The sequence below is a fragment of the Bacteroidales bacterium genome, assembly GCA_013141385.1.
Taxonomy (GTDB): domain Bacteria; phylum Bacteroidota; class Bacteroidia; order Bacteroidales; family Tenuifilaceae; genus UBA8529.
In genome coordinates this window covers 82,405-103,012 of sequence record JABFRB010000002.1, presented here as the reverse complement: position 1 = coordinate 103,012, position 20,608 = coordinate 82,405, and the positions used below count along the sequence as shown (strand labels likewise).

15 protein-coding genes are annotated in these 20,608 nt (G+C 30.7%); 4 read left to right on the top strand and 11 right to left on the bottom strand.

The features are described from left to right. Positions 1-25 precede the first annotated feature (25 nt). From HOO91_01630 to HOO91_01585, 10 genes are all read right to left on the bottom strand, one after another. On the bottom strand, positions 26-700 hold the full coding sequence (locus tag HOO91_01630) for an ABC transporter ATP-binding protein (protein NOU16247.1): 675 nt from the start codon (positions 698-700) through the stop codon (positions 26-28). Between the two features lie 115 nt (positions 701-815). Further along, complete coding sequence (locus HOO91_01625) at positions 816-3,275, bottom strand: hypothetical protein (GenBank protein NOU16246.1); 2,460 nt, start codon at positions 3,273-3,275, stop codon at positions 816-818. A 24-nt stretch (positions 3,276-3,299) separates the two neighbouring features. Further along, positions 3,300-5,666 (bottom strand): TonB-dependent receptor, encoded by a 2,367-nt coding sequence (locus HOO91_01620; GenBank protein ID NOU16245.1) that lies wholly within the window; start codon positions 5,664-5,666, stop codon positions 3,300-3,302. 463 nt (positions 5,667-6,129) lie between these two features. Continuing rightward, the gene (locus tag HOO91_01615; protein ID NOU16244.1) at positions 6,130-7,365 is read right to left on the bottom strand and encodes a hypothetical protein; all 1,236 of its coding nucleotides are present in this window, start codon (positions 7,363-7,365) and stop codon (positions 6,130-6,132) included. Further along, complete coding sequence (locus tag HOO91_01610) at positions 7,362-8,603, bottom strand: hypothetical protein (GenBank protein NOU16243.1); 1,242 nt, start codon at positions 8,601-8,603, stop codon at positions 7,362-7,364. Before HOO91_01610 ends, HOO91_01615 begins: the two co-directional genes overlap by 4 nt. Positions 8,604-8,748: 145 nt before the next feature. Continuing rightward, positions 8,749-8,940, bottom strand: coding sequence for a hypothetical protein (locus HOO91_01605; GenBank protein ID NOU16242.1), 192 nt, complete (start codon positions 8,938-8,940; stop codon positions 8,749-8,751). A 276-nt stretch (positions 8,941-9,216) separates the two neighbouring features. Then, entirely contained in the window at positions 9,217-10,236 is a 1,020-nt protein-coding gene (locus tag HOO91_01600) for a hypothetical protein (GenBank protein ID NOU16241.1), read from the bottom strand. Then, on the bottom strand, positions 10,226-11,623 hold the full coding sequence (locus tag HOO91_01595; protein NOU16240.1) for a radical SAM protein: 1,398 nt from the start codon (positions 11,621-11,623) through the stop codon (positions 10,226-10,228). The genes HOO91_01600 and HOO91_01595 overlap by 11 nt, the downstream gene beginning before the upstream one ends. Positions 11,624-11,637: 14 nt before the next feature. After that, on the bottom strand, positions 11,638-12,234 hold the full coding sequence (locus HOO91_01590) for a hypothetical protein (GenBank protein ID NOU16239.1): 597 nt from the start codon (positions 12,232-12,234) through the stop codon (positions 11,638-11,640). 49 nt (positions 12,235-12,283) lie between these two features. Beyond that, on the bottom strand, positions 12,284-12,946 hold the full coding sequence (locus HOO91_01585; GenBank protein NOU16238.1) for a hypothetical protein: 663 nt from the start codon (positions 12,944-12,946) through the stop codon (positions 12,284-12,286). 791 nt (positions 12,947-13,737) lie between these two features. Here HOO91_01585 and chrA point away from each other — a divergent pair. Together chrA and HOO91_01575 are read left to right on the top strand one after the other, a co-directional pair. Continuing rightward, the gene (gene chrA, locus HOO91_01580) at positions 13,738-14,886 is read left to right on the top strand and encodes a chromate efflux transporter (GenBank protein ID NOU16237.1); all 1,149 of its coding nucleotides are present in this window, start codon (positions 13,738-13,740) and stop codon (positions 14,884-14,886) included. 130 nt (positions 14,887-15,016) lie between these two features. Next, entirely contained in the window at positions 15,017-15,733 is a 717-nt protein-coding gene (locus tag HOO91_01575; protein ID NOU16236.1) for a pirin family protein, read from the top strand. Positions 15,734-15,773: 40 nt separating this feature from the next. Here HOO91_01575 and HOO91_01570 read toward each other — a convergent pair whose 3' ends face one another. Beyond that, positions 15,774-16,469, bottom strand: coding sequence for a hypothetical protein (locus tag HOO91_01570; GenBank protein ID NOU16235.1), 696 nt, complete (start codon positions 16,467-16,469; stop codon positions 15,774-15,776). 603 nt (positions 16,470-17,072) lie between these two features. Between HOO91_01570 and HOO91_01565 the strand changes: the two genes are divergently transcribed. Continuing rightward, a complete protein-coding gene (locus HOO91_01565; protein ID NOU16234.1) occupies positions 17,073-18,821 on the top strand; it encodes an ABC transporter ATP-binding protein in 1,749 nt (582 codons plus the stop codon). Then, positions 18,811-20,574, top strand: a complete 1,764-nt coding sequence (locus HOO91_01560) for an ABC transporter ATP-binding protein (protein ID NOU16233.1) — start codon at positions 18,811-18,813, stop codon at positions 20,572-20,574. Before HOO91_01565 ends, HOO91_01560 begins: the two co-directional genes overlap by 11 nt. The last annotated feature ends 34 nt before the right edge of the window (positions 20,575-20,608 follow it).

The following is a 20,608-nucleotide window of genomic DNA, read 5'->3' as shown; positions in this document are numbered from 1 at the left end:
TGTCTTTTCTTCTTATTTGCTCTTATTATAGTTCCGTATTCTTATGAATTTCTCCATCTTTTAAATAAATTATCCTGTTTGTCATTGAAGAAATAGTAACTTCATGAGTCACCAATATAACTGTAATACCCTTGTTGTTTACTTGCTTCAATAATTCCATAACTTCTAAAGAAGTTGTAGAATCTAAAGCTCCTGTAGGTTCATCTGCCATTATTACATGTGGGTTGGTAATTAATGCTCGGGCAATTGCAACCCTCTGTTTCTGTCCACCAGACATTTCATTAGGTAAATGATGCGCCCAATCTTTTAACCCCATCAACTCTAAATACTCTAAAGCAATTTTATTTCTTTGCTTTCGAGACACTCCTTGATAAAATAATGGCAATGATATGTTATCTAATGCGTTTTGATAGTTAATTAAATTAAACGATTGAAAAACAAAGCCCATTAAGGTATTTCGATAATAGGCTGCTTTTTTTTCCGATAAATTCCTCATTAACAAACCATTAAAATAATACTCACCACTATCATAGTTATCTAATAGTCCAATAATATTTAGCAAAGTAGATTTACCAGAACCAGAAGAACCCATTATTGATACAAATTCACCTTGCTCAATTGATAAATTCAAATCCTTTAAAACATGTAGGCTGGTTTTATCTGTAAAATAGGTTTTATGTATATTATTAAGCTGTATCATATTCACAATTACGTTTAAAATACTTTCCTATCCTTCTCAATTTTAGTTTTTTAAATTGAACTTCTACATTTATTTTATACAGGATACCAAGTAATAAAATTTAGTTTTAAAAAAATTAGTCACACTTGTAACTAATTGAAATTGAGTTTACATTATTTATTTTTTCACTTATTTTACTAAATAATAGATTAAATTCTTTCTTTTGTTCATCACTCAAATTCAATTCAAATAGTTTAACCTGTATATCTTCAAAATCAACAATTGGTCTGATATAATACAAAATTCCTACTGGTAGTAAATTATTGGAAATTGATTTTGTTAAATATATATTTTCACTTGTATTAGAATGCTGGGATTGAATATTCAACCAATTTGTCAATGTCTTTTTGAAAAACTCAATTGCTATTTCATTCCGTTTTATCGAATAATAATAATTGGCCAATGAATTTGCAGGTAAAAAATCTCCATAATCTAAATATGCCGAACGTTCATAATAAATTTTCATGTTTGTTGTATCCTGTTTTGCCTTACCTATATCACCTAAATAAAGCCATGGTCTGTTAACATTCGGCATTATCTGTGTAACTCTCAATAAGAATTTATTGGCATTTACTGTATCATTATTGGCCAAATGTAATTTTCCTAATTTCGCCATAATTATAGGGTTCGATAATTGTAATTTGTTTATTCTTTCAATTGCCTTTTGAATTAATTGTTTGCTTTCAACAGGAAATCTACTCCTAAAATCTTTATAAAAATATGAATCGGTCAACTCCGGAGATAAAATAAGAGCAGTAGTATATTCGTTAAATATTGAATTTATAGAATCACCATTTTTTTCAAGAATCAATCCTTTTACAATATGATAAATAGCAATATTAGGTTCCACAAGAATTGCTTTATCTATTTCTTCTAAACCTAACTCTTTATCTCCTGTTAAAAAAGAAAGGATGCCAAGGTTAAATAGATAAAAATCATCCTTATTATTTATCTCAAATGACTTATTATAACAAGCTCTTGAAGTTATTAGATTCACATCAGTTCCATTAGTGTTCCTAAATAATAAAGAATCGTTGTGCTCCTTTTTATACTTTAAATAATTTAAAAACCCCTTATGAGCCATATATTCTGAATTATTAGGAAAATATTCAATAGATTTATTGTTATAATATTCTGCCAATTCATTATTCCCTTTATTAAATTCGTCAATACATTTCAAATTACAAGTTTGGGCTCTATAGATTTTATAGCTCATAATTGAACCGTAAATTCCAATTATCATTAAAACAACAAAAAACACATGCTTAAAAATTGATATATTCGATCTAATTTTAAAATGATTTTCATTAAGAATAAACATTAACAAAAGAAATGTCAATATTAGCACTATATTATTGGTTAATAAAGATGAGAAAGTGAATTCTCTCATTATAAATGCAATAAAACCGGCATTCAAAATAATAATTTGAATTTTTCTAAAATTATCGGTATCGTATCTCCTTAGTTGATTAAGTGAGGTGAAAATTGCAAAGCAAAAAACAGTTGAATATAAAAAGAAGCCTATAAGACCTTTTTCAATAAGTATTTGCAACCATGAGTTATTCGTTCTTCCAGTAAAAACAGTGTCTATATTCTTTTCTTTATATGTATTATTAGCTATTGCAAAGTTGTTTGAACCAATACCATATTTGTAATTATCCTTGAAAATAGCTATTCCAGAAGAATACAATTCTTTTCTCCCTTCAATACTTCTTTGCTGAGATGTTGTTTTAAATAATGAAATAGTTGATAATACTGATTTATGATATGGAATTATTAAATAGGAACAAATTAAAATAACAGCAATGTTTAAACTAATTAATTTTTTTAAATTAAATACTTTATAAATAAAAAGTAAAACAGATGAAATAAATATAAATAAAGCTAATGCAATATAAGCACCTCTCGAAAATGAGATTAGGATACAAACTACCGTAAGAATCATTGATATTGCAAAAACAAAACGGTACTTTTTTTTATTCTCTAATAAAAAGTAGTTTACTGTTGTAAAGGGCAACAAAATTAAACAAATAGACACCCATTCATTTATCAAAATATTTAAAGGTCTAAAAATATATTTAAAATCAACAATATCACTAAAACCTGTAAGACCTATATTATAATGGAAATAGATAAATTCTAAGATTGAAACAATTCCAAAAATAAGCCCAATAATTGAAATTATTAAAAATAGTTTAGTTTTAAAATGTGGAAGTGCTAAATAACTCTTCAACGAATAATAGATGAAAATCAAAAAAATAATTCTTATCAAGAAATTCAATGAGTTAAATTCGTTAATTGCTTGAGAATAATTAAAAAACTCATAAATAACTATGATAAAAAGTAAAACATTCTTAACATAAATATTTTTATCAGATATTTTACCTCTTTGTCTTAATAAGTAACTAAACAAACTAATTAAAACTAGTATGGGTAAAGCAAGATTAATATTTACAAAAGCAAATGCAATTGTACCGCAAAGAAGGTAGAATAATGCATTATCAATAAAAGTTTCTTTATGTAGTTTACTCAGCATTATAATGTATGTATTTAAGATTAACTAAAACTGATATGACATACCAATTGATGGAATCATTGGTAATAATGTTAGAGTTTTCATCCAAGGGTTTTCTCGTGCATCATACTTGTAATCATACGAATAAATATTTTTAGCATTCATAACATTCATAATATCCATGTAAATCAACAAAGGTTTCTTAAATAAATCAATTTTTCTGCTAATTCTTATATCCAATCGTTTATAAGCGGGAAAGTTACCTGAGTTTTTTTCTTGTAAAATCCATCTATATGGAGGTGTTGATGTTAACACCTGAGGTGTATAGGCATAACCACTACCGTAAAAATATTTAAAATTAAATTCCCATTTCTTATTTAAATAATAGTTCATACTAAACGAAAAAGTATGCCTTTGATCTGAATACCTAGGGTATTCAATACCGTTTTTAAGTTTTTCTTTCGCTACTAGATACCCATAACTAAGCCATATTGATACTTTATTGTAATTTTTTTGAAATTCAAAATCGACACCTTTCGCATAACCTGTAGCTCCTTTTGAAGAGTCCGCCAAAGAATATATCAAATCAGTATTAGTCAATCGCTGAGCAGGAATTACGGATTGATAATATTTAAAATACGGTTCTATTTTGATTATAACATTTTTGTCAAATCTTTTACTAATACCTATTATATAATGTTGTGCCTTTTGATTTTTTGTATTAGCTGAAGTTGATGACATAAATCTAAACTGGTTAAATATTGGCATTTGACTAAATATACCCCAAGCGGCTCTTATGCTAATATTATTAGGTAAATTAAAGCCCATACTTAACCGCGGGTTAATATCAAATTCCCTGTTCATATTAAAATAATCCAAACGAAAACCAATATTCAATTGAATAGTCTTATTAATCTGCCATCTATTTTCAATATATCCACCAATTTTATAAGTTATTGGTTTGCCTTTTAAAGTATCTATAAAAATATTAGTTTGATTTGCTGTATCCGGAAAATTGACAAAATTCCACCTTGAAATCTTAGTTCGAACATTACTAAAATTAGAGTTATAATGTAAATTTTGATAATCTATTCCAAGCAATAATGAATTATGTGCAGTCAAATAATATTTAATATGATCTTGCACCTCAAGAATATCAGTAGTTAAATACTTATTATTTGAAGTATTTGAAGTAGATTGATAATAATAGTTTTTGCTAATTTCAAAATCTCTTGTTGTAAAATATAGATCTTTACTTTTATAATTATCGTATGCTTGATAGTATGAAACTATACATTCATTTGAAATTTTATCAGATAACTTATTATGAGATTGAAGTGAAATTAATTTGTTTGAATAATTCATATCAAGATCCTTTGTATAAGATTGGGTAGATTCTGCTTTAATTAACTGGTTTGCGTTATCATAAAATTGGTCATTATAATATGCAAAAGTAGTTTTGGGCTTGTATCTAAAATTATCAGCTGAGTAAATGCAATTAAATCTTATACTACTTTTTGGTGTAATATTATAATCAAGTTGGGCATGTATATCATAGTATGAAACATTGTTATTGGGATCACTATTAGCCATTCTCAGAACATAATTAGTATAATCTTTCCGAACCGCAAAAAGGTATGTGCATTTTGAGTTTATAGGTCCATCAAGCAAAAATCCAAAATCAATTAAACTAGCATTAACAATACCTGCCAACGCCTTATTATTTCCACGTTTATAAGTAACATCTAAAACTGAGCTTAAAGCATCACCATATTGGGCACTAAAACCTCCACATGAAAAATTAATTTTATCTACTACATCAATGGGAAATATTCCAACACTTATTAATGGTTCATATCTCATGTGAAAAGGTTCGGTAACATTAACTCCATTAATAAATGTAATATTTTCATCAAATGTTCCACCACGTACATTATATTTAGCACTTAACTCATTATTGTTACTTACACCTGGCATCATTTGAAGCGATCTGTACAAGTCTTTGGAAAAACCTGAAAGCAATTCTATTTGCTTATTCTTGAATTTCATAAAACTCAATGTGTCAACCTGATTAGAAGTTCTTGAAAATACAGTAACTTCCTGCAACGAATAAGCGTTACTATTTAATTTAATTAGAACAAAGGAGTCTATAGGTGTAATTTCCGTTTGACTTGTTTCATAACCGATATAACTTGTATATAATGTTGTTGGTGTTAAAGTTTTTATTTCAAATTTCCCGTTAGCATCCGACATATACCCGCCTTTGATATCTTTCATAACTATATTAGCGTATGGCAATGGCGATAAAGTTGATGCATCAACCACAATTCCGTTAATAGATTGGCTTTCCACCGAACTTGAATACAAAAAGAGAAGAAATATTAAGTAAAAGAAATAGTTTGAATTTTTCATTTCCCATTAAAAATTTGGCTTTGTTTAGATTAGTTTATAATGTATTGTATTGTTAATCTTAAATAGTGCAATAAGTAATTCATTACTTAAGCCACCGAATCCTAATTTGTGACACAGTACCAATCTTTGACAGTTTTTTGTGGCAAGATTATTCGTTGCCGGGATTTCTCTAAAGTAAAATGGTTGGAAAATTTTACTCATTCCACACGAAATTCCATGCCTAGGTTTTCTAACTCCGCAGGGAAAAAGCCAGTAAGGCTCAGAAATTGAGTCGTGTTTTTTGTGGTTTTGTCGTACTTTAAACCCATTGGCATTGTGTCTATTGATTACAAAGATCTGTAAAAGAACGCATTAATGTTTTATTCAATATAATAGACTTTATATAGGTTAAGCATCAGTTAATAATATTTAGCACTAATAATCAGCATGATTATAGCCTAATCGGTATAGTGTTTAATGTCTATTATAATTGAATAACCTTTTTTAAATATCCCCATAAAATTTTAGTACAAGCAACTAACAAAAAAGTATTTCGAATAAATGTATTAAAATACATTTGTCGAGAGCCATCAATATAGTTAACAATTACACCTACGTATTCGCGATCAAAATTTAATAACATAGTAATCCCAAAGTGAATTATAAAGTACATAAAGTAAACCATAAAAGCCCCTGTTAAAAAAGCATAGATTACACAAAATGATTTTACTTTTAAAGAATAACTACTAAAAATGCTTCTCTTCCTTTCCTTTTTTACGAGCGAAGGAAGATATTCCTTAAAAAACATAGTAATTTTAGTCTGTAAATTAGGAACGCCAACCCATTCGGTAATAAACCAGTATCCATCCATTTTCAAAAATGGGTTAAACAAAAACAAAATAGTGAAATGGCTCAATATAACAAAATCGATAATTGCTCTTGATTTTAAGACAATACCCAAAATAGTGAACGGAATAAAACAAATAGCATTAAAATAAAGCCCTCCTATTGAAATCATCATACTTTGTCGCTTTTTCAAACTCCATGATTCATGTATATCAGCCCAAGCGATTAAAAGATAAAAGTACATACCTATCCCTATTCCTCCAGTTTTTGCATTGTATTTCATAGCTGCAGAAATATGACCTGTTTCATGGATAAAAGTCATAAAAAGGGAGAATAATATAATATAAACATAATCATAGGATGAGAAAAATTTTAACTCATTTTTCCATGCTCCGTTGCTGTGTAATTTCCAGAAGATTATATCAATTACCAAAAGCAAAATCACTACTGTAATAATAAATGCCTTTGAAAATGCAAAATGAAAAAAACTAAAGAATTTTTTATGATTTTCTGTTTCAATTAACTTCTTTCTAAACCATAGTTGGCTTGACTTATTCCTAAATGGTATAAATTCCTCACCATCTTCGATCTTATCAAGAACGATTACCCCTTTAGTAATTAGCTGATCAAGGGATTTTTTTATTGTGCTTTCATCTGTATTGTAGTACTGAACAGATTTATTGATTATTATTCCGAATAATTCTCCTTCGTTTTCTTTTATAAAATCAATGAATAATTTTACATTATCGTTAATTTCTATATCGCATTTATTCGAAACTAAACGATATCTTTTCTCTTTACTGGAAGTGTCTAAACAAGTTAATTCGTGTTTCGCAATGTATATTGGCGAATTTTCTTTTATATTATTGCTCATTTCAATTCGCTTATAAAGCCTTCTTTAGCAAAGTTACTAAGCATGGCATTAATTTCATCTCTATAAATCATCAATTCATTTTTTGAAATATGATTTTTACGAATTAATTCGCTGAATATTTTAACACTTATAGCACTTACTTTTGCGCATTTTAAGTCATTTTCTCTAAATATGTAACCAAAATTTTTTCTTCTATTTAAATAGCAAATAAAATCACCCTCAGGTTTATAGCTTTTATTAGAATCTATTAGTGTTGTAATTGTATTATTCCTGATATTGGAACTACTTTTAACATAATAGTAAAATCGAAGCCAAACGGAGGGCATTAAAAGTTCAGGTGTTTCCCTCAAATGTGAAACAAAAAAATCATATACTATTTTTAAAACTCTTTCACTCTCTACCTCAAATGATACATTAGGCAGAGCATAATTGTAATTTATATTGCCCAAAATATGTACTGAATTATTAATAATATTTTCCCTCACATTTATTATAGGTACTAATTGACAATTGGTTTTTTTAAGTAAATAAAATATTGTTTTTGGTACTCGGGCTGCAAAATAGTCATTTATTCTGTATTTAAAAAAATGTGTTTCATTTTTAGTAGTTTTAGGAAACTCATCAAACATAAAGAGAACTTTACCTCCACTTTTTAGAATGTTAGATAATTCATAGAAAATATTGGGTTCATCAAAAGATATCAATTTCAGTTTAAATAATTTATTATATTGATGAATATATTTTAAATTTTCAAATGTGTCATCTTTTTTTTTGCCTAGCAATCGTTCTGCATCTTTGGTGAAGAAATTCTTACCGTAAATTATATGCAATTCATTATTATTCAAAGATATCCAACGTACTAAATTTTCAATATTGCCTATAAAATGAAAAGTTAAAAAAATTGTTCCTTTTTCAAAATCAATCTTGTTGTGAATATTTTTTATCTGTGTATTCTTGTGTAAATGTTTAGACAACAAAAAGAGATACAATTTATAAACTACCAAGTAAGAATGAGCATAAGCTAAATTTTTTCGATAGATATTATCTGCAACAACTCTCTTTTCAACATCTAAAAGTCTTTTTATTATGGAAACAATGGTGTTTCTTTGAACAAAGTGTTTTTGTTTATTTAACCTAAACTTAAGGTCAATTGAAAAGTAAACAGCAAAGTATACTATCCGAAAGATAAATCTGAATACTAACTTCTTTATCGTTAACATATTATTATCTATTCGCATTAACAAGTAAATTATAAAAATGATAGAACTGTCTAAAAATAAAAATTAAGTCTCTGAAAATTGAATATTCAGAAGACTTCTCGAAAAATGCATCAATAAAAAGAGGGTGTCCTCTACTTTTTGGACACCCTCATCACTTAATTCATTACTCTGAACAACCAGCACCACCACAAGCTACCTGATTTCCACAAGCACCATTGACAACAGCACCACATCCTATATCACTTCCGCAAGCAACATCAACATTGGCACAAATGAAATTACAGAATTCTAATTTTTCTTCGAGATCAATAATCTCAAATGCTTCAAAAGCATTAGCTTTTTTTACTTCTTTCATAATAGTAAATTTTTAAGTTAATAATTAAAATATATAAAACAAAAAACAAAAAAAACATTATCCTTAAGATACAACAAATTCCGTTATTTATTAAATGACTCTATAGCCTTCATTAAATTAATAACTCACAAAATAATGATTCAAACATGAAGTCATTGATATCTATAATTGTTATACCCTAAGCAAAGCTCAAGAATTTATACAAGAATAATTATCTCAAAAGACTCAAATAAATTAGGTTTTTTAATCTTTTTCATATGCTCAATTTTAAAAGTGTTAACTAGTCAGTGTTTTGACCTTTTCTTTTATATATTTATCTAATTCAACAGGTATTGGGCACTCATCATTTGCTTTAGTTTCTCGTATATTTTCTAAAAAACCACACATTTTTCTACAGTATAGGGAATATTTGCAATTTTTTTTCTCATTATTGCATAAGGTATCAAACATGTTAAGACTCCAATTTGAAATGTTTTGATCCTCGTTAAATATATTTCTTATTTTTTCGTCAGTATATGATTTTTTAATACAATAGTTTATGTTTCCTGTATTATCAATAAAATATGTGTTGTATAAAAACTGACAAATAAAATAATCATCATCACAATAATATAGTTTCTTTTGCCCAGTAATATCTTTTTGCTTATTATTAAAGATATGACAGGAATAGTATTGCGGATTATTCTTATCCCGAATATTAACTTCAGTTTGAATATTACTTTTGCTTATAGTATCCAAAAGTGAATTTATTTCGGAAGCATTCTTAACGCTTGTATATATACTTTTAAGTCTTAAATCAAATTCTCTTAGAATTTCCAGAATACTTGATAAATCATTATTGCTTATATGTGTTTTGAATATGTTTATTTCATTCACAGAGTCATTATTCTTTAGATGGCTAACAATATCTTTAAATTTTTCCATTGCCATAGAAATTGTAGGATTTCTATCGCTTTCTAATGGTGTACAAAAGGTTTGAGAGATATTGTTGTCCAAAACCAAAGAGGGTATTTTCTCCCTCTTTTTACGGGTTTCTTTATAACCCTCAAAAGTGTTGACTTTTGATATTTCTAAGTCCTTATCTGTGAAACTTGTAATATATCCTTTATCAATAAGGTTTAACAAAATACTTCCCTTAACTAATGAATCTTCGTCAGAAAAACTGCCTTTAGCTTTTAGCTTGACAATATTGGTTTTAAGCTCTGTGTCAATTTCATCAATGGCTCCTGTGCGGAGATTAATAATATATACTTTTTGCTCAAATTCAACAATATCGGTAAATGGATCAATTCTCATGATTTAATAAATTTCTTTTTTGCTGTAAATATTTATATCTGATATTATCTATTTGCCTTTCCATCATCCAGTTATTGTGCTTTATACCACATTTTCGCTCAATATCTTTAGGATGCTCTTTTTCTTCAGCAAGTGAATAAGCACATCCTCTCCAACAAAATAGCAAATAACTACATTCTGAACATTCCTTATATAAGTACATGGAATGGTCTTTTTGATGAAAATCCAATATTTTATTATTCAGTATTTTTATACCTGTTTTATTAATAACGGCTTGTGCACGTTCCTTTTCAAGTGCAACGGTACATTTTGAAAGATAACCATCAGGGCGCACTGTCCAGAAATAATCTAAATCCGCCTCACAATTGTAGGGTTTAATATTGAAAACGTTGGATTGAAATCCTAATTGAAAAACTTCTTTTCTAAATTTCTCTAGCAACTTATTAAATACAACAGACGATACTTTAGTCTCAACTTTCTTTTTATTTGTACTATTATCATTGTTGTCCCATGTATCTGTACAACTGCTAAAAACGGCATGAGGGTAAACACCAATCCGATTGCGCAATTCTTTATCGAAAACCTGCAAATCTCTTAATGTATTATTCAAGTATATTTCATTAGCAGTATTAGGGAAGTGTACTCTAAGAATTATGCTGTTACTCTTGTCAAAATTGAGATAGTATAAAATATTTTTAACTAACAAATCCCAAGTTCCCTTATTATTTTTAGTTACCCTGAATAAATCATGATTCTCTTTATAGCCGTCAAGCGTTACTTGTACATTATGAATTTTTGATTTTGTGAGTATTGAAGTTACCTCCTTGGTAGCTAAGGCAAAATTTGAAGTCATACCACTAGTATACTGTACTTTATTCTTTTCACAAAGATCAATACAAAATGTACTTATTTCTTCAATTATCTCAGGGCAATATAAAGGTTCACCACCAAACCATGAAATAGTGCATTCTTTCAAATGCTCAATTTTTGATTCAATATGTTTCTTAATGTTGTCAATAACCTCACGTGAAATGGTGGATTCGGATAATTCTGCATGAGCCTCATAACAATATTTACATCTTAAATTGCACGCCATTGTTGGGCAAATTGTAAACATTATTTTATCTTGTCTATAAATTGTCTTTCGATGCATTTCCACCATTTGCTTATATTCATCTATATAGTCAGGGATTATAAAAAGTTTATCCGCTAATTTTTTATAGATGATATTATCGTTGTTGGTAATTATCTCATCAGGAAACTTAAGAATATCATCGATTTTTCCTTTTTGATTTATGTGAAATTCTTCAAATTCGTTACATAGAGCCGAATATGCAATTAGTTCATCACCCTCTTCAAAAAAATAACAATACTTTGATTTTTTCATAAATACCTTGTAAGCTAATTTGCATTATTAATATTACCTGTACCTGAAATGTTTTGAGAAATATCTGGATGTCCTTTATAGGAAATTTTACCCACCCCAGCAATTGTAACGTTTAATTTTTTATTTGCACATACGTTGCAATTTCCAGTTCCAGATATTACTATTGAGCAATTATCAGCAATTAAATCAAAGGCATCTACGTTACCAGTTCCCAACATTGTAATATTAAATGCTTCTTGTTGTCCCTTGTATGCCTTTATGTTTCCAACACCTGAGATGGAAACATCAGAAATGATTGAAGGTGTTATAATATCAACAAAAATGCCTTTATTTGTTCCAATCTTGTGGTTGTTTTCAAATCCAACTATAAATACACCATTTGATACTCTATGAGTCATAATATCTAAAATGTTTTGTTGCGCTTTAATTTTAATTACTTGAGTATCGCCTTTTGTAATGGAAATATTTGATTGTCCAATAAGGTTAATTTTTGTAAAACTAGCCGAATCAACAGTTTGCTCCACAAGTTCCCCGATGCCTATTATTATATCAGAATTACTATCATTATAATTATTTCTACTATCGCATGAGAAATTTAAATTTATGCTCATAAATAATACTATTAAAATTGCTAAGTGCTTTTTTTTCATATTAAAACTCTTAGATTGTTTTTGTTAAACTTTTTTTAAAAACTATGTAGTTAATTGTAAAAAATAAAATCAAACAGATATTGGTCCATCCACCTACGATAAACGCACCCAAAGGATATGGAACAATCATGTATATATATACAATTAACAAGGCTGTAAGGGGTGTGAAAAATATAACCCATTTTGGATATAATGTTTTTTTCAATAAAATAAATAAAATAAATAGAAAATTGCCTAAACTACCAAAAACTAACATTATTTTTTGAATTGGGTTCATAATTTGCCCTAAATAATAAAAAACATCAGCTTTAATTTGGGGATCTCCAATTCTGTAATAAGAACCTTGTAGCGCATATAATGTCTGAAAAGCACCTCCGAAAGTGAAAATGATGATGAATGATATTGAAATAATTATCGGTAAAAATTTATTATAAGGTTTTAAGGCTATATAAATTGATATTGATGATATTGATAGTAATAATCCAGCTAATGGACCAACCAATGCACCCATTACCAACCATAAATTTTGCCTTTGGCTCATAATAAAAATAGTCCCTTTGAAGAATGAATTACCGTCAATAGGTACTAAATAGAAAAACATATCTCCGATAAACATTAAAAGACCCCCTAAAATTCCAATTAAAGCAAGAATCTGTAAAGTACTTATTTTCATAGTTATAAAATTAAATCAACATCTAATTAAGTTCTCTATTCTATAATTTAGACGATAATAACGCCTAATAACTCGGATAAATACCTAGCCAATTTATCGGTTGGCATAACCAAAAATGAACGAATTCGTTAAAATATTCAGCAAATAAAACATCATTATAAAATGACTGAGTTTAAAATTCATATTGTTCCATAAAATGGTAATAATATGAATCAAAATTAATTTTTTATTTTCGAGAGCACATTTTATTAATCATTTTTTCTAACCAAATAAATAAAATGAATGTTTAAAAATGAAAGATTATTATTTTTTTGCTGTTTAAATTGTTAATAATCATTGAGAATACTATTAATCAAAATAAATAGAGTCCCATTAAATTAAAGATGTCGTCTATAGGGAGTCGAATTCTTCATTTTGTCAAAACTGTTTTGGCTTTTTTAAGGGTGCTTTATTCTATTCCCACAGTCTTTAAAGAACTTAAATGCAAATCCTCTATGAAAACTTGCTGATTCTAATTACCACTGTTCATTTCCAAAAACGATCTTTCCCGATGCCGACCAATTTATTTTGCATGAACTTTGCAATTGATGGGTATGAAACTGTACATTACAAATTGCGATAGCTTAATTAACACTATGCAATATTATGCTTTTGCATTGCAAAACCTGCTATATGTTCATGTTTTGTATTCCACTATCAATAAAATGAAGAAAAGTAAATAATTTTCATTCCTTAGGGTAAGCCCGAAGAGAGTATATTGTAATTTAGACATTTCATATTAACCCCAAAGTATGCAGCAGAAGGAAAGTCCTAACTATTTTGATTTGTTCCGTGTTTTCTTTTGGATGGGGCTTACAGCCTTTGGTGGTCCTGCTATGATGGCCCATATCCGAAAACATATTGTTGATAATAAAAAGTGGTTGGAGGCAAACACATTTGATTCGGGTCTTGCACTTTGTCAAATTATTCCAGGGGCAATTGTAATGCAGCTGGTTGCCTATATTGGCTTGAAAATTAAAGGAGTTCCGGGTGCTATTATATGTTTTGTTGGGTTTGGGTTTCCTGCATTTTTTATCATATTTATTCTTTTAGTATTGTATAAGCATTCCAAAAATATTTCGGGTGTTGAAAAAGTTTTAAGTGGTTTAAGGGTGGTTATTGTTGCCATTGTTGCAAATGCCGCATATACCTTTGGAAAAAAGAATTTTCACAATTGGAACGATTGGGTAATTGCAGCCATTGCTGCTGGGCTATTCTTAACCAAATTGCACCCTGCGCTAGTATTGGTTTCTGCTGCGCTGTTAGGTCTTATTTTTACAAAAAAAGATTCCCCCCCATTTCAAAAACTTGAGAGTGTAAAAACCTTTCGATTCTTTCTTTGGGCATTAGCTTCAGTTGTTGCTGGTATAGGCATCCTATTCTTTGTAAATAAAGAATATTTTACACTGGCAACCATCATGTTACGAATCGATCTTTTTTCGTTTGGTGGAGGTTTAGCCTCAATGCCTATCATGTACCACGAGCTGGTTGATCTATTCGGTTGGTTTAACGAAAAAATATTCATGGATGGCGTTATTCTTGGGCAGGTAACCCCTGGATCGATCATTATTGCTGCTACATTTTTTGGGTATATGCACTTTGGGGTATTGGGAAGTTTACTTGCAACTTTTGCTGTATTTACCCCATCATTCCTTGTGCTTGTAGGCATCATTCCATTTTTCGATAAACTCAGCTCGTATCCTCAGTTCAATAGGGTTATAAATGGTATTTTATGCTCTTTCGTGGGTCTGCTAGCAATAGTTACCTGCCGTTTTGCCATCGGTATCCATTGGAGTATCTTCCCCATTATATTCACACTTGTTGCATTTGTTCTTCTGATGCGAAAAGTAGATGTTGTTTGGATAATTCTAGGAGGTATTTTAGTATCGTTGATAATGTGATAGGAAATGTTTTGAGGGTAAATTTAAAGTCATGCTTTGTTAAATAGCATCTCTCGTATACACCAGTTGGTTCAATGAACTTTTCTGACAAATTATGGTTTAGCCATCAATACTAATAGCTTCAAAGATTATGGCAAATACCGTTTTACACAAGTCATCTTCGAGGGGTCATGCCAACCATGGATGGCTCAATAGCTACCATACTTTTAGCTTTGCTAATTACTACAATCCCGAAAGAGTCCACTTTGGGACATTACGGGTTTTAAATGACGATCAGGTAAGTGCTGGAATGGGGTTCGATACGCATCCGCATGATAATATGGAGATCATCAGCATTCCCTTAGAAGGCGATTTGGAACATCGGGATAGCATGGGAAATATCGCTGTTATTAAAAAGGGAGATGTCCAGGTGATGAGCGCTGGTTCAGGTATTACCCATAGCGAATACAACAAGAATAAGGATAAACTTGTACAATTCTTGCAGATTTGGATTTTCCCCAACAAAAAGAACGTTACTCCCCGATACGATCAGATTACATTACACGAATCGGACAGGAAAAATAGATTTCAACAAATACTTTCTCCCAATGCCAACGATGAGGGTGTTTGGATATATCAGGATGCATGGTTTCATTTAGGCCATTTGGATAAAGGAGTCTCGGATAGCTACAGAGTCAAAAAAATTGGAAATGGGGTGTATGCATTTATCATCAGCGGTGATACAACGATCAATCAAATTAAGTTGAATAAACGCGATGGGTTAGGGGTTTGGGATACTGAAATATTAACTATCACCGCCGATAGCGATTCGGAAATTCTCTTAATGGAAGTGCCAATGAGTACGTAACCATTCACTAAGATTAGTGTGCATATCCTATATGCTTGGTTTAATTCCCATGTATTTTGAATTGACTCCTCAATAGGCTAAGTTTATCAAAGTTGAATTTTATTTTTGAGTCTCTAAGAATCCAATAGATAACCCCACTAATCAACGCAGCAAAAAAGCACCATACCGAAGTAAGAAATCGGGTGAAAAATATTGCTGTAACCAAGCACGATAGGAACATCAAAATACCTAATAGATGTGTTCTTTTAATACTCGATACAAATAGAGGGGTAATGGTTGCAATTAGGTAAGTAATAAAAACTACAATAGCTATAGATTTAGGAAAATTGGTATTATACTGAATATGGTATTCCATTACCTGCGGATTAACACTAAAGAACAGCAAACAGAAAGTATAATACAATGATAAGGATGTTCCAATAGTCAATAGAATCCATAGAAATTTCTTTCTTTTTTTATTCTCTTCCATGAATAGCACAGAAAGAGGAATCATCATGGGCCAAATAACAACCGCCATTATTAAAAATATATAGGTAGAAAGTTTTTGAACGATTATATACTCTGGAAGAGGTATGGTTAACCACAAAAAACCTTCGGCAATTTGTTGAATGCCAAAGAATAGTGGAATGCATGCAAAAACTAGTTGAGAAGGTTTATGCACTTTCCTAACAGTGGCAATACCGACAGATGAAATGATTATACCCCCTGCAAAACTTGCTTCTGGTGAAAAACACATATATTGTCCCTTTCTATTAATACTTGACGCTTTAGGTTGATAAAGTTTTTATCAATAGTTATTTATGCAGATTTTATAAGTCGATTCGACAATTGTGTTTTCCATTGCCAAATTTGGGATGATCGTTTTAGCTTTAAGAAATTATTTTGTAAGGTACTACAATAAAACGGATATTAATTTTTATTAGGATAAGATAATCTAAGAGCTATTCTTGCAACACTAATCAACAAAACCAATTATCTATGTTTTTCGCTATTCGACCAATTTAGGCAATTCCACACAGCAGATTAGGAGTAGATTCAATGTTGAAAAAAAGGTAAATTTTTCTTGCCTTATGTGAGGAGATATTTGTTTTACTTGATTAAAATAAAATGATTTCAATAATAGAAATATTTCAATGCTATACTTATACCGTATTGAGATTCCCTATAGTCCAATATCTGCATAGCCTCATTGGGCTATGTTTAAGTATTAACGGCATTTACCAAAATTAAAATCTAAGCATCTTATGAGTATACTTACCGATAAATTTTATGACTTTGCCGATTAGTCGAATGAATAATCATTTTTTTTAAATTCCTTTGCATAACAGTACACATAGCTATGAACAAACCTACCTCTCAACCTACAAAAGGCAAAAATCTTAAACCCAGTATATTCAGCTTGCTGAAACCATATTCTGGAATGGTATCGATACTGATTGCCATGGCGTTAATTAGCAACGGAATTAACATGTTGATTCCGAAAATTATTGCTCGTGGTATCGATGCTTTTTCATCAAAGAGCTATAATATGGAAACTGTGATTCTTGAGTTTCTGGTGGCTGCTGTTGCAATATTTATAATCGTTTTTTTGCAAAACATTATTCAAATTTATACCTCGGAGCGAGTTGCTAGAAATTTGCGAACACAGCTATCCGAAAAAATTTCACGCCAGAGTTATACGTATATTCTTAGTTCGAACCCATCTAAACTTTTAACGAACCTCACATCGGATATTGATTCAATAAAAACGTTTGTTTCCCAGGCTTTTGTCGTTATTGTTTCATCAATCTTTGTAATTGTGGGCACATGTATTTTGCTTATTCTTATCAACTGGAAGTTGGCATTAGCGGTTATTCTAATTGTACCAATTATTGGCGGAACCTTTTATATTGTACTAAAGAAGGTGAGAGTGCTTTATAAACGAAGTAGGGAGATTATTGACTCGCTTAACAAGATAATTAACGAAAGTATTTTAGGTTCCGCATTAATACGGGTGCTAAACTCGCAACAACCAGAGAGCATGAGATTTCTGGAGACAAATATGGAATCTCGTAATTTGGGATTATCCATTCTACGCTTATTTGCCACATTAGTCCCGGTAATTCAGTTTGTAGCCAATCTGTCTTTGGTTACAATACTGGTTATGGGTGGACATTTTGTAATGGTTGGTAGTATGTCATTAGGAGATTTTGCTGCATTCTACAGTTATATTATGCTATTAATTTTCCCTATTCTAATGATTGGTTTTATGAGTAATATCATTGCTCAAGCTTCGGCCTCCTATATGAGGGTATACGAGGTTCTTAAAGCACCCGAAGAAGTTGAAACTGGAACTATTAATAGCGATATAAAGGGTGATATTGAGCTTAAAAACGTTTCATTGTTTTATAAGGAAAAACCTATATTGAAGGATGTTTCATTTTCGATAAAAACAGGAAGCAGAACCGCCATATTAGGACCCACAGCAGCAGGCAAAAGTCAACTGCTATATTTACTTACAAATCTTATTTCTCCTAGTTCAGGCTCAATAGAATTTGATGGTATAAATATGGATAAGTATACAAAGGAACTATTCCACAGTCAAATTGGTTTTGTTTTTCAGGATAGCGTGATTTTTAACATGAGCCTTCGTGAAAATATTGCTTTCAACGATAGGGTAACAAACGAGTCATTGGAGAAAGCCATTGCCACTGCCGAACTAACAGACTTTATTGAATCGCTCCCTCAAAAGCTTGATACAATTGTATCGGAGCGCGGTACCAGCCTTTCTGGTGGACAAAAGCAGCGTATCATGTTGGCACGTGCGCTTGCTATAAATCCTAAAATTCTTTTACTCGACGATTTTACCTCACGCGTTGATAGAACCACAGAAAATAAAATTCTTTGTAACCTTGAAAATAATTACCCGGATTTGACCCTTGTATCAATTACTCAAAAAATTGCATCGGTAAAGAATTTCGAACAAATCATTCTTTTAATGGAGGGTGAAGTTATTGCAACTGGTACGCACGAGGAGTTAAAGAAGAGTTCGCCTGAATATATTCAAATTTATAGCTCACAACGAAGCACACATCACTATGAACTATAACCTACACCAAGCATCAAATAAAACGGAGCAAAAGAAATCGAACCTTGCATCGCTCCGAAAATTGATTGCTCTTATTGGTGAAGAGCGTCGCAACTTAACTATAGCCTTTATTGCTATTCTTATCAATGCTGGATTCAGTTTGCTTGGGCCATACCTAATTGGACATACTATCGACAAATATATTCAAACCAAACAGTTCCATGGAGTACTGGTGTTTGCCTCAATTCTATTATCAGTTTACATAGTTGCTTTTGCTTTAAACTATATTCAAATGCGTATGATGGGAGGCATCGGGCAACGTATGCTATTCAGCTTGCGTAACGCAGTGTTTAACAAACTCCAAGAACTTCCAGTTGATTTTTTTAATCAAAACCAGAGCGGCGATCTTATATCTCGTATTAATAATGATACCGATAAGGTAAACCAATTTTTCTCACAATCATTAATGCAATTTATTGGAAGTCTTATTATAATGATTGGGGCAGGGATTTTTCTACTAAGCATAAATCTCCCCTTAGGTATTGCAGCATTATCGCCAGCATTAATGATGTGGTTCGTTACCAAGAGTATTTCGCCCTGGGTAAAAAGCCGAAATGCGGCCAGCATGAAAACAACCGGGACTCTTAGCGCAGAGGTGCAGGAGAGTCTCGCAAATTTTAAGGTAATTATCGCTTTCAATCGTCGCGATTATTTCCGTAAACGTTTCGAAAAGGTTAATAAAGAAAATTATGCACAGTCGATTCAAACAGGTTTTGCCAATACTGTTTTTATGCCTATATATACTTTGGCTGCTAATATTGGTCAGATGATTGTGCTTTCTTTTGGGATTTATTTAATTACAAAAGGACTATTTACCCTTGGTCTGCTTATTAGTTTTATTGCTTATATAAATAATTTTTACAACCCATTACGTCAATTAGCAACTTTGTGGGCCAGTTTTCAGGTAGCCTTGGCCGGCTGGGATCGAATTTCACTGCTATTATCATTCGAAAACAATTTAGATATCGTGGAAGATGTTAAAAACGAGGAGAGTAAATCATACCTAACTTTTCGAGATGTATCATTTCAATATCCAAATGGTAAAGAGGTATTGTATGAAGTAAATTTCGATTTGGAACAAGGGAAAACCTATGCGTTTGTAGGCCCTACAGGTGGGGGTAAAACTACCATAGCATCACTTATTGCAAGATTATATGATACCACAAAGGGCTCTATCCTTCTTGATGGCAAAGATATACGATCATATAAACCCGAAGAACGTAGTCATAAGATTGGATTTATTCTTCAGGACCCTTTTATGTTTTCAGGAACTGTGCGTGATAATATTCTATACGGAAATGTCGAATACAAAAATCTCTCTAACAAACAGTTGGCAGAAGTTATTTCAGAAGCTGGACTGGCGGGCTTATTGGAACGTTTCGATCAAGGGCTTGATACAAAGGTTCAAACTACTGGAGATGGTATCAGTCTAGGACAAAAACAGCTAATCGCATTCATGCGAGCTGTACTTCGAAAACCAGAATTACTTATTCTTGATGAAGCCACTGCAAATATCGACACTATTACAGAACAATTGCTTGACGAAATACTAAGGAAACTTCCATCATCGACCACCCGGGTAATAATTGCCCACCGCTTAAACACCATTGAAAATGCAGATGAGATTTTCTTTGTCAATACAGGCAATGTTATTCTAGCAGGTTCATTCAAGGATGCCGTTAACCTACTTCTAAATGAAAAAATAGAAAGCTAAGTTTAGAGGTTCTTGTAAATTAAATTTCAGCAAA

What these genes read in the sequence shown, in the direction of transcription:
- HOO91_01570 (NOU16235.1), bottom strand. Translation starts at nt 16,469, where the DNA reads ATGTGTTTTTCACCAGAAGCAAGTTTTGCAGGGGGTATAATCATTTCA.
- HOO91_01605 (NOU16242.1), bottom strand. Translation starts at nt 8,940, where the DNA reads ATGAAAGAAGTAAAAAAAGCTAATGCTTTTGAAGCATTTGAGATTATT.
- HOO91_01630 (NOU16247.1), bottom strand. Translation starts at nt 700, where the DNA reads ATGATACAGCTTAATAATATACATAAAACCTATTTTACAGATAAAACC.
- HOO91_01625 (NOU16246.1), bottom strand. Translation starts at nt 3,275, where the DNA reads ATGCTGAGTAAACTACATAAAGAAACTTTTATTGATAATGCATTATTC.
- HOO91_01590 (NOU16239.1), bottom strand. Translation starts at nt 12,234, where the DNA reads ATGAGCATAAATTTAAATTTCTCATGCGATAGTAGAAATAATTATAAT.
- HOO91_01600 (NOU16241.1), bottom strand. Translation starts at nt 10,236, where the DNA reads ATGAGAATTGATCCATTTACCGATATTGTTGAATTTGAGCAAAAAGTA.
- HOO91_01575 (NOU16236.1), top strand. Translation starts at nt 15,017, where the DNA reads ATGGCAAATACCGTTTTACACAAGTCATCTTCGAGGGGTCATGCCAAC.
- HOO91_01560 (NOU16233.1), top strand. Translation starts at nt 18,811, where the DNA reads ATGAACTATAACCTACACCAAGCATCAAATAAAACGGAGCAAAAGAAA.
- HOO91_01585 (NOU16238.1), bottom strand. Translation starts at nt 12,946, where the DNA reads ATGAAAATAAGTACTTTACAGATTCTTGCTTTAATTGGAATTTTAGGG.
- HOO91_01610 (NOU16243.1), bottom strand. Translation starts at nt 8,603, where the DNA reads ATGCGAATAGATAATAATATGTTAACGATAAAGAAGTTAGTATTCAGA.
- HOO91_01595 (NOU16240.1), bottom strand. Translation starts at nt 11,623, where the DNA reads ATGAAAAAATCAAAGTATTGTTATTTTTTTGAAGAGGGTGATGAACTA.
- HOO91_01615 (NOU16244.1), bottom strand. Translation starts at nt 7,365, where the DNA reads ATGAGCAATAATATAAAAGAAAATTCGCCAATATACATTGCGAAACAC.
- HOO91_01565 (NOU16234.1), top strand. Translation starts at nt 17,073, where the DNA reads ATGAACAAACCTACCTCTCAACCTACAAAAGGCAAAAATCTTAAACCC.
- chrA (NOU16237.1), top strand. Translation starts at nt 13,738, where the DNA reads ATGCAGCAGAAGGAAAGTCCTAACTATTTTGATTTGTTCCGTGTTTTC.
- HOO91_01620 (NOU16245.1), bottom strand. Translation starts at nt 5,666, where the DNA reads ATGAAAAATTCAAACTATTTCTTTTACTTAATATTTCTTCTCTTTTTG.